Source organism: Paenibacillus mesophilus, assembly GCF_005938385.1.
Classification (GTDB): Bacteria; Bacillota; Bacilli; order Paenibacillales; family NBRC-103111; genus Paenibacillus_AB; species Paenibacillus_AB mesophilus.
Genome location: NZ_VCRA01000005.1, coordinates 290298 through 305071, shown reverse-complemented (window position 1 = coordinate 305071; position 14774 = coordinate 290298). Strand labels below are relative to the sequence as shown.

General features: G+C 54.5%; 14 protein-coding genes. 11 read left to right on the top strand and 3 right to left on the bottom strand.

All coding sequences use genetic code 11. The annotated features are described in order from the left end of the window. The first annotated feature begins 175 nt into the window (after positions 1-175). Complete coding sequence (locus tag FE783_RS11330; protein WP_238402989.1) at positions 176-2482, top strand: heavy metal translocating P-type ATPase; 2307 nt, start codon at positions 176-178, stop codon at positions 2480-2482. Here the strand turns inward: FE783_RS11330 and FE783_RS11325 are convergent. Continuing rightward, positions 2452-3549: a copper resistance D family protein gene (locus tag FE783_RS11325; protein WP_138879461.1), complete on the bottom strand. Its 1098-nt coding sequence runs from the start codon at positions 3547-3549 to the stop codon at positions 2452-2454. The two genes, FE783_RS11330 and FE783_RS11325, sit on opposite strands and share 31 nt — an antisense overlap. 50 nt (positions 3550-3599) lie before the next feature. Next, positions 3600-4094 carry a PCYCGC motif-containing (lipo)protein gene (locus FE783_RS11320; protein WP_138879460.1) on the bottom strand — a complete coding sequence of 165 codons (495 nt, stop codon included), beginning with the start codon at positions 4092-4094 and terminating at the stop codon, positions 3600-3602. Between the two features lie 193 nt (positions 4095-4287). Between FE783_RS11320 and FE783_RS11315 the strand changes: the two genes are divergently transcribed. The 3 genes from FE783_RS11315 to FE783_RS11305 are packed head-to-tail and all read left to right on the top strand — an operon-like array spanning position 4288 to position 5737. Next, positions 4288-4833, top strand: a complete 546-nt coding sequence (locus FE783_RS11315; protein ID WP_158301742.1) for a copper resistance CopC family protein — start codon at positions 4288-4290, stop codon at positions 4831-4833. A 17-nt stretch (positions 4834-4850) separates the two neighbouring features. Further along, complete coding sequence (locus FE783_RS11310; RefSeq protein ID WP_138879458.1) at positions 4851-5219, top strand: MmcQ/YjbR family DNA-binding protein; 369 nt, start codon at positions 4851-4853, stop codon at positions 5217-5219. Continuing rightward, positions 5216-5737, top strand: coding sequence for a cyclase family protein (locus tag FE783_RS11305; RefSeq protein ID WP_138879457.1), 522 nt, complete (start codon positions 5216-5218; stop codon positions 5735-5737). Before FE783_RS11310 ends, FE783_RS11305 begins: the two co-directional genes overlap by 4 nt. A 304-nt stretch (positions 5738-6041) precedes the next feature. On the opposite strand, the gene FE783_RS11300 is transcribed toward FE783_RS11305, so the two are convergent. Then, positions 6042-6920, bottom strand: a complete 879-nt coding sequence (locus FE783_RS11300; RefSeq protein WP_138879456.1) for an AraC family transcriptional regulator — start codon at positions 6918-6920, stop codon at positions 6042-6044. 113 nt (positions 6921-7033) lie between these two features. Here FE783_RS11300 and FE783_RS11295 point away from each other — a divergent pair, with 113 nt between their 5' ends. From FE783_RS11295 to FE783_RS11265, 7 genes are all read left to right on the top strand, one after another. Further along, entirely contained in the window at positions 7034-8920 is a 1887-nt protein-coding gene (locus tag FE783_RS11295) for a beta-N-acetylhexosaminidase (RefSeq protein WP_138879455.1), read from the top strand. A 33-nt stretch (positions 8921-8953) separates the two neighbouring features. Then, positions 8954-10012, top strand: coding sequence for a hypothetical protein (locus FE783_RS11290; RefSeq protein ID WP_138879454.1), 1059 nt, complete (start codon positions 8954-8956; stop codon positions 10010-10012). Positions 10013-10057: 45 nt separating this feature from the next. Further along, complete coding sequence (locus tag FE783_RS11285; RefSeq protein ID WP_158301741.1) at positions 10058-11356, top strand: M20 family metallopeptidase; 1299 nt, start codon at positions 10058-10060, stop codon at positions 11354-11356. Then, positions 11353-11727, top strand: coding sequence for a RidA family protein (locus FE783_RS11280; protein WP_202916172.1), 375 nt, complete (start codon positions 11353-11355; stop codon positions 11725-11727). The genes FE783_RS11285 and FE783_RS11280 overlap by 4 nt, the downstream gene beginning before the upstream one ends. A gap of 12 nt (positions 11728-11739) precedes the next feature. Continuing rightward, positions 11740-12492, top strand: a complete 753-nt coding sequence (gene budC, locus FE783_RS11275; protein ID WP_138879451.1) for a meso-2,3-butanediol dehydrogenase — start codon at positions 11740-11742, stop codon at positions 12490-12492. A gap of 38 nt (positions 12493-12530) precedes the next feature. Then, positions 12531-13610: a Gfo/Idh/MocA family protein gene (locus tag FE783_RS11270; protein WP_138879450.1), complete on the top strand. Its 1080-nt coding sequence runs from the start codon at positions 12531-12533 to the stop codon at positions 13608-13610. 92 nt (positions 13611-13702) lie between these two features. Further along, a complete protein-coding gene (locus FE783_RS11265) occupies positions 13703-14761 on the top strand; it encodes a hypothetical protein (protein ID WP_138879449.1) in 1059 nt (352 codons plus the stop codon). Positions 14762-14774 lie beyond the last annotated feature (13 nt).

Genomic DNA, 14774 nt, shown 5'->3' with positions numbered 1-14774 from the left:
CTTATGTCGATTAAGTTCAATATGCAAATTCGACAAGATTTGAGGAAAATCCTTCTATTTTTCTAGCAGAAGTCGCCAATTCTACTAAAATGATTGGCGAGCTTGATTTGAATTGACGATCATATGAGCAAATGATAATATGTTGGCAGAAGTGAAGGAGCCGGAGGCGGGTGCTATGAGCCGAGAGACCGAACAGAAGGAATTCTCGTTTAAGAAAAAGCTGGCGTTTACGGTACAAGAGCCGCATCGCGATCACAACCACAGCCACGATGAAGCAGGCTGTCACGGCCATTCATGCGGCCGCGAGCAGGAGCACCTCCATGATGGGCAGGAAGCGGCTGCGGCAATCGAGCCTAATGAACGCCTTCGATCGTACCGGATCGAAGGGATGGATTGCGGCTCTTGCGCCATGACGATTGAGAACCATCTTCGGATGCATCCGTCCGTCAAGCAAGTCAGAATCCAATTCGCGACCGGCAAAATGCAAATCGAGCACGACAACAGCGTAGAAGAAATCGTGAAAGAAGTAGGCAAGGCCGGCTATCGGGCATCCTTGATCACTTCCCGTGTATCGGCCGATTCAGCTGAAGCGGACCGACGGGATCCCCACAAATCGATGACGGTTCTATCAGGCGTACTTCTCCTGTTCGCATATTTGGGACAATTCGCTTCCGTATCGGCCGGATTTCAGACAATCTTGTACGCCTTGTCGATTGTGATCGGAGGATATAAACCGGCTCGAAGCGCCTTCTATGCGATCAAGAGCAAGTCGCTCGATATGAACGTTCTGATGACGGTCGCAGCACTCGGGGCCGCTTGCATCGGAGAATGGCTGGAAGGGGCTGCCGTCGTCTGGCTGTTCGCGTTCGGCAATATGCTGCAGAACATGTCCATGGAGCGAACCCGCGGCTCGATCCGCAGCCTGATGAGCGCAGCCCCGGCCGAGGCGTGGGTGAAGCAAGACGGACGGCTTGCGCGCCGGCCGATAGACGAGGTCGCAATCGGCAGCCTGATTGTAGTGAAGCCCGGCGAGAAAATTCCGCTCGATGGAATCGTTGCCGAAGGACAATCCGGCGTGAATCAAGCTCCGATTACCGGAGAGTCGGTTCCGGTCGACAAGAGCCCCGGCGATCCCGTCTATGCCGGAACGATCAACGAAAGCGGCGCCCTGGAAATTCGCGTAACGAAACGGGCCGAAGATACGACGATCGCCCGAATCGTTCATCTGGTCGAAGAAGCACAGGAGAAGAAGGCGCCTGCGCAAGCGTTCGTCGACCGGTTTGCCGCCGTGTATACGCCGGTGGTGTTCGGATTGGCAATGCTTGTCATGATCGTTCCTCCGTTACTGGACGGAGCTTGGAGCGTGTGGATTTATCGGGGACTGGAGCTGCTCGTCATCGCTTGCCCTTGCGCGCTTGTTATCTCGACGCCGGTAGCCATCGTCTCCGCGATCGGAAGCGCCGCAAGAAACGGTGTGCTGATCAAAGGAGGGGCATCGCTTGAGAAAGCGGGGCGGATTACGGCTGTCGCTTTCGATAAAACCGGCACGCTGACAACCGGCAAGCCCCGCGTCGTACAGACAGTCGTATGGGAAAGCGGCGAGAAGGAACTACTGTCCATTGCCCGGACGATCGAAGATCGTTCCAAGCATCCGATTGCGGCAGCAATTATTCGGGAAGCGGCCGAGCGCAACGCTCCCCTTCTCGCTGGAACGAATTACAGCCATTTCGTCGGCAAAGGTGCGGGCGCGACAATTGATGGTGTCGATTATTTCGCCGGGAACGTGAAGCTGTTCCAGGAATTGCGGGTCGGTGACGGTCCGTGGCTGAGCCAGGCGGCCGACCTCCAGACGAGCGGACATACATTGGTTCTCATAGGGACCCAGGATCGGCTGCTCGGAATGTTTGCCGTTGCGGATACGATAAGGGAATCGACCGTCACCGCTATACGCGGACTAAAAGGAGTCGGAGTCCGTCAAGCGGTATTGCTCACCGGCGATAATGAAGGGACGGCACGTAAAATCGCGAAGGAAGCCGGAATCGACGAATACGTCTCGGAGCTTCTGCCGGAGCAGAAAGTAAGTTCAATCGTACAGCTTCAGGAGCGCGGAGAACGGGTAGCGATGGTGGGGGACGGAATCAATGACGCCCCGGCGCTCGCCACCGCGGACCTGGGTATCGCGATGGGAGGAGCCGGGACGGATACGGCTATGGAAACGGCGGATATCGTCCTGATGGCCGATCATTTGGAGAAGCTTCCTTACACGGTGCGGATAAGCAGACAAGCAATGATTATTATTAAGCAGAACGTATGGTTTTCGCTTATCGTCAAATTTGCCGCGCTGCTGCTTATTTTCCCGGGCTGGCTTACGCTCTGGATGGCGGTGCTCAGCGATACCGGAGCGGCCCTGCTCGTGATTCTCAACAGCATGAGGCTGCTTGGCACAAGGAATTATGGAATCGAAAGCATTAGCGACAAATAGGCGGAAACGGTAAACAAAACGCCTGCGCAAGCCGCGAGCCACGGTTTATTTTTGCCCCAGATCCGAATCAGCAGCACGAGCAGGCATACCGATATGACAGCCAAAACGACGCCTGCCAGGGTGAAGCCCGGTTCAATTTGCAGCCCGGTGCTCGCATCCCCTCCATAGATCGCGCGGAACAGCATGGAGGGGACGAGCGGCTCCGGATTTTCGGGATCGTCGTGAGGAGGTCTTTGCATGCCCATGAATGCGGTGGCGGCGAAGATCAATGTGACGAGCACGCTTTCCGCCCGAAACGACGGTCTCGGATCGTAGTGCGGATTCCGCTTCAATTTGCTCTTCAACCGATATCCGTTAAGGAACCCGAAGGCGAGCACCGGAATGATCAGCAAATGTTTGATGAGCAGAGCTTGTCCATACGATATGATCCAGCTGTTCGTGTAATCGGGAACGATATACGCCATCATGACGAAGCCCGCTCCGACGATGACCAAGACGCATACAACCGCAAGAGGATGAAACCATTGCAAAAACGGGAGCCAGCGGTCCGATCGTTCGGCGAACCAGCCGGCCGTTAGGAGCACCCCGATCCATACGCTGGCGGCCAATAGATGAAACGACTGTGCGAGAAACCCCCATGACTCGGACTGGCCGGCCGCATGACTGGCCCAACCGTACGAGAATAACAGCCCAAGCATCAGAACCGCCGCGATCCCGTTGGCGGCGCGATGACGATTGAGGTCCCGGAACGACAATAGGGCGAGGAATGCGGTACATAACAGGAACATCCATATCCACGCTTTGCCGAATTCCAGATCGAGCAGTACGTCGTCGATAATTTCCCAGAACGGACCGGCGAACTGGGTCAGAAAAATCGTATTCTTAATAACAGGCACCAGCGAAAGAACGGCGATTCCGATCACGGCATTGAACAGCAGCATTCCGGGAATCCGGAGCTCCGGCTTCTTCCTCTCCGGTACCCCGTTCATGATGATGGCTCCGCTGACGAGAGCGAAGCAAAGGTACAGCAGCGTTTCCGAGAAATAGGCGTACATGACGAGCTCCACTCCATAGTAAGCCTCTCGCTGTGCGCGTAGAGGCTAATTTGTTGTTGCGATCAACTAGGCATCGGAGTCGGCGTCGGTTTCGCGAAGCCCGATTTGTACGATTCATCGATCGTCTTGCGGATTTCCTTGACCGTCTTGCCTTCTTCCTTGAGCTTATACGTTGTAACGGCAATTTGCATACAAACCCCGCAGCGGGTGCCGTGATCGTCCCATACGACCGAGCCGTCCTTTTGGATCTCTTTGATGAAGCAATTTTTATTGTTTTGGTGGCCGACGCTTTCCCCGCAGCCGCAGTAGCATGGAATCCATTGGAGGAAATCGGCCGCCTGGGCCGCTACGCGGTAGGCGATGCGGATTTCTTCGCGCTGCTTGTCCAAGAAAGTAGGCAGCTTCTCGATCGACGCGGTCTTCTCCTGAATGTCTCCCGAAGCCGCCTCATGGGCATGGTCGTGTCCGTCGGACGACGGCTTCCCGCCGCCGCAGGCGGCCACAACGAATAGCGAGAGGGCGACTGCGATGGAACCGACAACTCGTTTTTTGCTCATCCTACACCTCGATTGGGTTCATATTGTTCGATCTGACATCTTCATCCACCATCATAGCACAAATACGTTATGTGATCGTTTGCTCATATGACAAAAGTTCGAAAAGTTGTGCTTAGCCGGCGAGAGGAGATGCGGCGCGTTTTGATATACTAGTGAAGATATCAGGTAGGATCGAATGGAAAGGATGTACGATATGAAAAGGAAAACGCTCATAACCTTGCTCGTATCCATTATGCTGCTGCTCACCCCTATTGCCGCATATGCGCATACCGGACTGCAATCCTCTTCCCCAGCGAGAGGGGAGACCGTCGATAAGCCGTTGAACGAAATCCGCATGGAGTTCAATACGGACATCGAGTCTCTGAGCACGTTTGAAATCAGGAACGGCAACAACGAGACGCTCAAACTGTCAGGTATTGGCGTCAATAAGAGCACGATGAGCGGAAAGCTCGATTCCGCTTTGCCGAACGGCGAGTATACGGTAACTTGGAAAATAATCGGGAGAGACGGTCACCCTGTCGAGAATAAGTTTTCCTTTGCCGTGAAGCTGGCGCAGCAAGAGACACCAAAACCCGCCGAATCGGTTAGCGCCGGCGTGAACGCGAATAAGCAGCAGGAGGCTGCTCCGGTTCCGGCAGCAAACTCGAATGACGGCAGCAGTACCTTGATCGCAACATCCATACTGGTTGCGGCAGCGGTTCTAATCGTGCTGTTTCGTGTGCTGAGAAGAAAAAAATAAATCAGGGAGGGCTAGCTATGTCGGAGAATGCGTTTGAAGCCGTGCGAGAAATCGCGTTATCGCTGCCCGGCGTGGTCGAAAGCGTATCGCACGGGATGCCATCGTTCAAATTGAAGGACAAGCTGCTGGCGCGGTTTCACGAAGACGGTGAATCTCTTGTATTGGAGATGGATGTTGAAACCCGCGAGCTGATGCTGCAAATAAATCCGCAAGTATATTCGATCACCGACCACTATATGAAATATCCGTATGTACTCGTTAAGCTGCGTAACGCCGACCCGGATGATCTCAAAGGACACCTATTGGCAGCATGGCGACTGATCGCCCCTAAACGAATGATCCGGGAGCTCGAATCCGGGTACGGGTCGCCCGGAGGCCGCTTATGAGAATTATCGATTTGTCTGTGTCCATTTATACGGGAATGCCGATTTATCCCGGCGATCCGGATGTGCAAGCGGATGTCGTCCATACGCACCAAACGCATACTTGGGAATTGAGAAAGCTCGTAATGGGTACTCATACCGGTACGCATGTAGACGCTTTTTCCCATATGCACATAGGCAAAGAAACGCTGGATGAAATCCCGCTCGAACGGTTTTTCGGCAAAGCTCAAGTCGTCGATCCGCAAGGGGACTGGCCTAGCGAAACGGGGTTGTTTTTTGCGCAAGAGGCGGGTGATGATCTGGCGGACAAAATTATCGGGCGAAAACCCGGCTTTGTCGGCGGGGCTTTGACGGAGGAGCTGCAAAGAATTTTGCTCGGTCATGGCATCGTTACTTACACCGATTTAATCAATATGGAGCTGCTGCCGTTCGGCAAAGACTTCATGTTCTATGGATTGCCGCTGAAGATCAAGGACGGGGACGGCTCGCCTGTTCGGGCTATCGCGATTGTAGACGAATAGTATTTGAAAAAGCCGGATTTTCACCATATGAGAAAGTCAGGCTTTTTGGTGTTGCCGGACATGAAGCGGGTCGTCCGGGTGTCAGGAAAATAGCGGAAAAAATCGACGTTATTGGCGTACATTTCCTGATTATTCCGTAAATAGCGGAAATTTTTGCGCTTATTTGGATCGTTTTGGTCTCCGGTAGGGCAATTTGTTAGGATTTCGCATGAAATAGGCGCAATTTTTTCCGTTATCTCCCCGAGTTAGGCAATTTCTCGCAGCATAAGTGCAATTTTTTCCTCTATTCACATCGTTATTCCCTTCAAATCGCATCGCTATGCTTATCCCGGAACGTCATGGCCGACATGCCGGTGAACTTCTTGAACAGTCTGGCGAAGTAGGCGGTATCCTCGAAGCCGAGCATTTGCGCGATTTGTTTGATTTGCAAAGTCGTCATCCGCAGCAGCTTTTTCGCTTCGGCTACTTTTTGCCGGTTCACGTATTCGTTCAATGCATATCCGGTGCTCTGATGCACGATGCGCCTCAAAGTCGAACGTGAAATGTGGTTGCGCTCCCAAATATGGCGTTCATCCCATGGCTTATACAAGCTCTCTCCGATGTCCTCCAATATCCGCAAAATGAACTCCGGCTTACGTTCCGGCCGGACGCCCGATTTCCTGCTCTCGTTCGCGCTGCAAAATTCGTAGACGAGGGACTCCAGCAGCAGCGCCGCACGGTCGGCGTTGTCGGCTATGCCGCTCTCCATATAGTCGCCGATCGTTTCGATTTTGTGAATCCATTTGTTGTCCAAACCGACGCGGAGTACTTTACCGGGTTCCGGAATGAGAGTGTCGAGCCATTCCATGACGCGCGAGCCTTCGAAATTGACATAGTATTCGTCCCAGTCTTTTCCCGGATCGGGGCCGAAATGAAACAGCTCTCCCGGGTATTCCCAGAAAAGGCTTCCGGCTTCGAGTCTTTGCACCGGTCCGTCGCCGACCTGGTACGTTCCGCTTCCGCGCACGATGTAGGTGAACGCCCAGCTTTCCGTCGTCGAATTCCTCCGCATCGGCGTTCTTCCGGGCAAATGCCCGAATTGCAGCGGGGTCAGTCCTTTGATTTTCAATCTCGAGCGGTCGACCTTCAATTCGATGATGCGTATCGGCAAAGAACTGATCATATAGTCCAAGAACTTGGCCATTTGCAATCTACTCCTCCACCGGCAAACCCTGCTATCGTTATAGGGGATAGCCTATTATAACAAAGTCGGTACGATCTGTCGAAGTCTGTACTATTTAACAACGGAGGACTGCTATGCGACTGCACTTTATTGGCGACATCTCGGAATTGCAGGATGGAATCGCTGTTCTGGCCGCCGATTTCGGATTCGTTCCCGATCCGGAAGGATTGCGGGTACAAGTCATACGCCACGAATTGCCGGAGCTGCGTGTGGAGCGAGAGCAAGGTCAAATAACATTGTACTACAACCGCCGCATTCATTTTTACCGGGCGCTCGGATTGCTGATCGAATCGCTTCGGGACGGGCAGGAGTCGTTCTCGGTCAGCGAGACTCCGCAGTTCAAGACGAACGGTCCGATGTTCGACGTGTCTCAAGGAAATGCCGTCATGAGGCCGGATACTGTTAAACGGTTTATCCGTCTCATGGCCATAATGGGACTCGACATGTTCATGCTGTATACCGAGGACAGCTACGACGTCAAGGAACAGGCCTACTTCGGCTACATGCGGGGCCGCTATACGCAGGACGAAATTCGCGACATGGACGATTACGCTTACATGTTCGGCATCGAGATGATTCCGTGTATCCAGACGCTCAGCCATTTGAAGGATGTACTGAAATGGAGCGCTTTCGCGGACATTCGCGACGACGAGGAAACGATGCTGGTCGGGGAACCGAAAACGTACGAGTTCATCGAGCAGATGATCGTGGCCGCCGCGTCGTCCGTCCGCACGAAGCGGTTCCATATCGGGATGGACGAGGCTTGGAAGCTCGGTCAAGGCGAATATTTGAAGCGCAACGGATACCGTTCCAAATTCGATCTGATGAACGAGCATTTGCATCGGGTTCTGGAGATCACGAGGAAGCACGGACTGGAACCGATGATGTGGAGCGATATGTATTTCCGCGCCGGCTCCAAGACGGGGGCTTATTACGACAAGGAATGTGTCATCCCCGAGAGGGTCATCGCAGAGATGCCGAAAGACGTGCAGATCGTGTATTGGGACTACTACCATACCGACGAGGAGTTTTACGAGGACTGGATACGCCGGCATAAATCGTTCGGTTCGACTCCTATATTCGCCGGAGGCATATGGAACTGGAAAGGGTTCGTCTTGAACTACGGACTGACGATGCGATCCACAAATGCGGCATTGAACGTCTGCAAAAGGGAAGGCGTGGAGGAAATTATCGCTACGCTGTGGGGCGATGACGGTACGGAGTGCGACTGGTTCTCCGCGGTTCTCGGGCTGCAGCTGTTCGCCGAGCACGGCTATGCGGCCGAGCTGTCGGAGGAGAAACTGCGCAAGCGGTTCGCTTTCTGCACAGGCGGACAATTCGACGACTTCATGGATATTCGTTGGGTGGACGAAATCCCCGGCATTGCACCGGACAATGTGAATAACGCCAATCCGTCGCGCGTCATGCTGTGGCAGCACCCGATGATGGGGCTGTTCGATTCCAACTTGGCGGGCCGCGGACTCGAGCGCTATTATTCGCAGCTCGAGAAGAAGTTCGAGACGTATGCGTCGCGGGGCGGCGAGTTCCGGTTCGTGTTCGAGGTGCTGCGCAAGCTGTGCGCGGTATTGACGGTCAAGGCGGAGTTGGGCGTCAATCTCGTGGAGGCTTATCGCAGCCGGGAGCTGAATACGCTTAAACAATATGCGGATGATATCATCCCCGGCTTGATCGGCAAAGTTCGCGATCTTCAGGCCGCTCATCGGGACAGGTGGTTCGAAGTAAACAAAGCATTCGGCTGGGAAGTGATCGATTACCGCTATGGTGCGCTTATTCTCAGCTTGGAGACAACGGTCAAACGGCTTGCCGATTACGTATCCGGGACAACGGACCGGCTAGAGGAATTAGAGGAAGCGAGACTTCCTTACCACGGCAAGGATGGGTATTTGGATTGCCAGTGGTATCAGTTCATTCCTACCGCAAGCCGGATCGCGCAGCCTTAACACTATATTGAATATTGAAAGGAGACATGTTCCATGATTCACCATCAACCGGACAAATTGATCAAAGGGGTTGCTTACCACGGCAACCGGATGTTAAGACACATGGAAACCGACCTTCGGGATATCGTGAACCATCATTTCAACTTGGTCGTCCATATGTTCTCGCATACGGACTGGGACCGGCATCGCAGCATCATGAAGGAAATTATCCAAATGACGGAGGGGCACGGACTGGACGTTTGGGTCGACAATTGGGGGCTCGGCGGCCCTCCGGGAGATAAGTCGCATTTTCTCGCCTATTACCCGGACAGTCATCAGGTCTATTCCGACGGAAGCGTCGATCCGGTGAGAGCCTGCTTGAACAGTCCGCACTTCCGCAGCTTCACGAAGGAATGGATCGACGTCGTGTTCGACATCGGCGGCAGGAGCATTTTCTGGGATGAGCCGCATTTGGCGGCCAAATCGATGGAGAACGGCAAGCCGAAGGTGTTTACGTGCGCGTGCGAACGGTGTAAGGGATTGTTCAGCGAGCGGTACGGATACGAGATGCCGGCAGCGTTTGACGAGAAGGTCGAGGAGTTTAGAATTTGGTCGGTCGTCGATTATTTCCGCGAGGTGACGGAATACAGCCGGAAGAAACAGATGGAGAACATCGTGTGCGTCATGCTCGGGGGCTCTTACGGGATCAATCTCGATTCGATCGAAGCGATATGCGGTCTCGACACGCTGCAAAATATCGGTTCGGACCCTTACTGGCTGGGCAAAAAAGATGTCCACCCCTACGATTTCGTATACGAAATGACGAAGCGCAACTTGGAAGTATGCAACAAGTTCGGCAAAGATCACAACATCTGGATACAAGGCTATAGCACGCCGGCCGGGCGCGAAGAGGAGATCATCTGGGCGACGGATGCGGCATACGATGCGGGAGCGAGGAACATTCTCGTCTGGGGCTTCCGGGGCTCGGAGTCGAACGACTATCGCGCCAAATCTCCGGACATGGCCTGGAACGCGATCGGGGAAGCGATGAGAAGAATTACGGACCGGCATCATGACGCGATCAGGCGCAGCAGACTGGAACAGTTGAAATAACTCATTCCGATGCGTCTGCCGCGCCGGAATAAGGAGGAGAAATGGATGGATATCGAACGCATCCAGGAACGGATTTCCGGGTGGGTGAGGGACAATCGTTCCGCCGTAATCGGACTGGTATCGGATCTGATCCGGTATCCTACCGTCAATCTCGTGACCGACGGCACGGAACGGGAATGTCAGGAGTACGTCGCCTCCGTGCTGCGGGATATGGGACTCGAAACAAGCCTGTATTCGCCGGAGGACGCTCCCGGATTCCGCAGCCATCCCGCCTATTTTCCGGGCAAAGATTATTCCGGCCGGCCGAACGTGGCGGGGCGATGGCGAGGAAACAAATCCGGCAAGTCGCTGTTGTTCTCGAGCCATGCGGATACGGCGGTCGTTGCACCCGGATGGACTGCGTCCCCCTGGGAGCCCCGCGAGTCGGACGGCAAATTGTACGGACTCGGTGCATTCGATATGAAGGGCGGCCTGGCCGCTTCCATCATGGCCGTCCGCTGTTTGATCGAGCTTGGGTTCGGTCCGGACGGTGACGTTCTGGTGGAATCGGTCGTCGATGAAGAGTTCGGCGGAGCAAACGGCACACTGGCGGGCAGACTGATGGGATTCCATGCGGATGCCGCCATCATTCCCGAACCGACGAATATGGCCATCTGTCCGGCTACCCGGGGCGGCGCTTTATGGAGAGTGACGTTCCGGGGCAAGACCGGGCTTTCCTTCAGCGGCGAAACGTTGGTCAATCCGCTGTATGACGCCGGCAAGTTCCTTGTGTTTCTGGAGCGGTTCGAGCAGGAAATCAGCCGGATGCCCGGGCCCGCCCCCTGGTACGTCGAGTCGTCCGGACTGCCGGTTATCGCCACGCGCGCCGAAGCGGGAGATATGTCGGCTGCATTATGCGATGTGGGGCCCGAACGATGCGATCTGGACATTTGGGTGGAATGCTATCCGGGGACGACGGAGGAACAGCTGATGCAGCAGCTGTTGGAAGGGTACGCCGCGATGTTCGAAGGGGCGCCGTTGCCTGAATTTAGCAAGATGATCCGCTTCTTGCCCGGCTCCGAGGTAGCACCCGATTTCCCGCTGCTTCCTTTGCTCGCCGAAGAAGTCAAGGAGCTGAGCGGCGATGAACCGGTGATGAGAGGCGCGCCATTCGCGTGCGACGCCTTCATGTTCAATCTTCACAGCCCTACTCCGGCAGTCGTGATCGGTCCTACGGGAGCCAATGCGCATGCGGCGGACGAATATGTCGAAGTCGATTCTCTGCTTCGGCTGACGGAGCTATATGCCAGAATTATCGTGAAATGGTGCGGGGTCACCGACATAACGGGAGGAGAGCGGTTATGAGAAAAGCGGTTCGAACAAGCGAAGCTAGCGCAGGAGACGGACCTTACTCGCAAGCAATCGTATCGGGTGGGTTCGTGTTCGTATCGGGGCAGGGACCGCTTGACGTGGAAGGGCGGGTAGTCGGCAATACGATCGAGGAACAGACGGAGTTCACTCTCCGAAACATCGAGATGATCTTGGCTGCCGCCGGCTGCACGATGGACGATGTGGTCAAGGTGAATGTCATTTTGGCGGATATCCAAGATTTTTCACGATTCAACGCCGTATACCGGACCCATTTCCAAGAGCCGATGCCGGCGCGCACATGCTTCGAGGGCGGTTTGGATCAAATATTGGTGGAAATCGACGTGATCGCGAAGACGCGGGACTGATTGGAGGAAACCATGAGCAGATTTGACGGTAAAACGGTACTCATTACCGGCGCGGGACGCGGGATCGGCAAGGCGATCGCCCAAAGATTCGCCTCCGAGGGAGCGTCCTTGGCGCTTGTTTCCAATGTGGAAGCGGACTTGCTCGCAACGGCGGAGGAGCTCACCGCGGCGGGAGCCCATGTGCAGACGCTCGTAGTCGACGTGTCCGATTCGGATCAAGTCGAGAACGCCGTGGAAGGGGCGGTTCAGCGCTTCGGCCGGATCGACGTCCTGGTCAACAACGCGGGAATCGCTTGGGAAGAGCCCGTACTCGAGATCAAGCCGGAGCATTGGAAAAAAATCATCGACGTCAATTTGAACGGCATGTTCTGGGTGGCCCAATCGGTCGCGAAGCATATGGCGGCACAGGGCGGCGGCGTTATCGTCAACATGGCGTCGACGAACGGACTTGTAGGGGAAGCGAATTATGCGCATTACAACGCCTCCAAGGGCGGTGTCGTACTGCTGACGAAGACGATGGCGATCGAGCTCGGATCGAAGGGAATTAGAGTCAACGCCGTATGTCCGGGATATATTCAGACGCCGATGTCCGAAGCGATCGACAGCCCGGAGTTTATCGAGCAATATATACGCGCGAAAATACCGCTCGGCCGCGTAGGCAAGCCCGAAGACGTTGCAGGCGTATTCGCCTTTCTCGCCTCAGACGATGCGGCGTTCATCACCGGGGAAACGATTGTCGTCGACGGCGGTCAGCTGGCTTTTTAATCTATGCATCGAAAGACGTCCGGAAAGGAAGGGAAGCAATGGGGAATCCTTGGAAAATGGGGCTGGTCGGCTTGGGAGGTTCGCGCCGTTCCGCCGCATATATGCATCATCCCCGAATTCGGGTCACAGCCGTATGCGATTCCGACTCCGCGCTGCTGGAAAAGGCAGGAGACGAGTTGGGCATACCGGAAGGCAGACGGTTCGAGTCGTTTGAGGAAATGCTGAATACCGATATCGATATCGTGATGATCGGAACGCCGGTGCCTTCGCACGCCGCGCAGACCATAGCCGCACTTGAAGCCGGTAAGCATGTGCTGTGCGAGGTGACGGCAGCTTCGACCGTGGAAGATTGCTTTCGGATTATCGAGGCTGTAGAACGAACGGGCCGGACGTACATGATGGCAGAGAATACCGTCTATTTTCATTTTTTTCAGAACTGGAAACGTTGGGTTCGCGAAGGGCTGCTCGGTTCTATCTTTTACGCGGAAGGCGAGTATGTCCATGAAATCCGCAGCCGTATCCTCGATCCGCTGACCGGTCAACCGTATTGGCGGGATCGCAGGCCGCCGCTCCATTACTGCTCCCATTCGCTCGGCCCGATACTCGACATTATGGACGACCGTATCGTAAGAGCGACCGGATCGGGGACGTCGAAGACCATTATGCCGACAGGCGGAGTCGGGTTAATCGATATGCAGGTCGCCTTATTCGAAACAGCGGGAGGAGCGACGATCAAACTGCTCCGCAGCTCGGTAGCGCCGAGGAAGCCGGAGATCGGCCATTATGCGTTGTATGGCTCCAAAGGTCAAATCGAAAACGGACGCGTCGGGTATAGCAGCGACGGGTGGATTTACGTGGAAGGGCATCCCGAGTACGGCACGACGGCTCAACCGTTACAGTGCGACACCCGTGACCCGGAAGCCCCGGAGGAGGCGACTCTCGGCGGACACGGAACGTCCGAATATTATTTGATCCGCGACTTTATCGACGCGTTGGATAAAGGGATATCGCCCCGGATCGATGTGTATCGTGCGATGGAATATACGCTGCCGGGCTTGATCGCCCAACAGGCGGTCGAGAAAGGAAACGTTTGGCTCGAAGTGCCGTCCGTCCGTTGATTTCAATTTTCTCTTCCTAGCAATCTATCGAAACAATCCGCTAGTTCTAACGTACTATGTAAATAAGAAATAAGAGTGCGGAGGAACATAAAGTGGGATTGTTGGAATGGATTCGCAAGACATTTACTGGAGACAAAAACTGTCCGGATGAGCATCTGGAAAGCTATAGCAAGATAGGCCATCAAGTGTTTGTCGTCCATGCGGAGCTGGACAATTGCGGTAATCCGCTTGCGCTTGCCTATTTGCAGGCGGCCAGAAGCTTCCAAACGATGGCCGATGCTTTGCTTGGCGAAGGATTCCCCAAATCGGAAGGAGGTGCCGGACCGGTACCTCCTATTACGCATGAGCTGGCGGACGAGTGGTACGGGAAAATACCGGAGCTTCTCGTGGCCGCAAGGCAAGAAGCAGCATTTGCACATACAGTCACTTATCCCCTTCCGGTTGTTCTTGTGTCACCGGGGATTGGAACGGGTTCCGTCCCCGACTCCCATTTGGCCGGGCTGCGCCGCGCCGCTTCGGAAATGGAGAAACTGGTCGCTCATGATGTAGAGCTCGCGCGCTTGGACGGGGATTTGTACAGAGCGGCGATTTTGCAGTACGAGGCGGCCAGAACGCACAAAGAGTCGGGTGATGCGCTTACGGGTTCTCTTCCCGGCAAGAAAATAGCCGAGGAAACGATTCAAAACGCCGCGGCGCATTATTGGAAAGCGTTGCCCCATTACATGTTGGTCGCTCAAGGTTTGAAAGCTCCTCACCTGTTAATTCAAAATCCGTTGTTATCATTACGGAAAAGCAAGCTCGATTCCAAGGAGGTTTGGAGGGCGACAGCCTCTACGAAGATAGAAGATTTTAAAGAGAATGGGTGTTGGGAGCGCGAGATCGAGAATTTGAGAGCTTTCTGGAAGGACCGACCAATCACACAAGAGGAGCGGGAATACGAGTGTACCGTGGAACAACTGTTAAGCAGAGGACAAATCTCCGCAAACGGCCAATGGTACAAAATTCCACATCCAATCTCTTACAAGGTTGAACAGGGTCCCGTCACACTATTTAACAAAGAAATACCGATCGGGCATGAATTTGTGTACGAATACGGCAAAACGGGGGAGTTAAGCCAGTTTATAACGATGAAGAAGTTTGGAAGAGAGTAAAAGTTGAATAGGA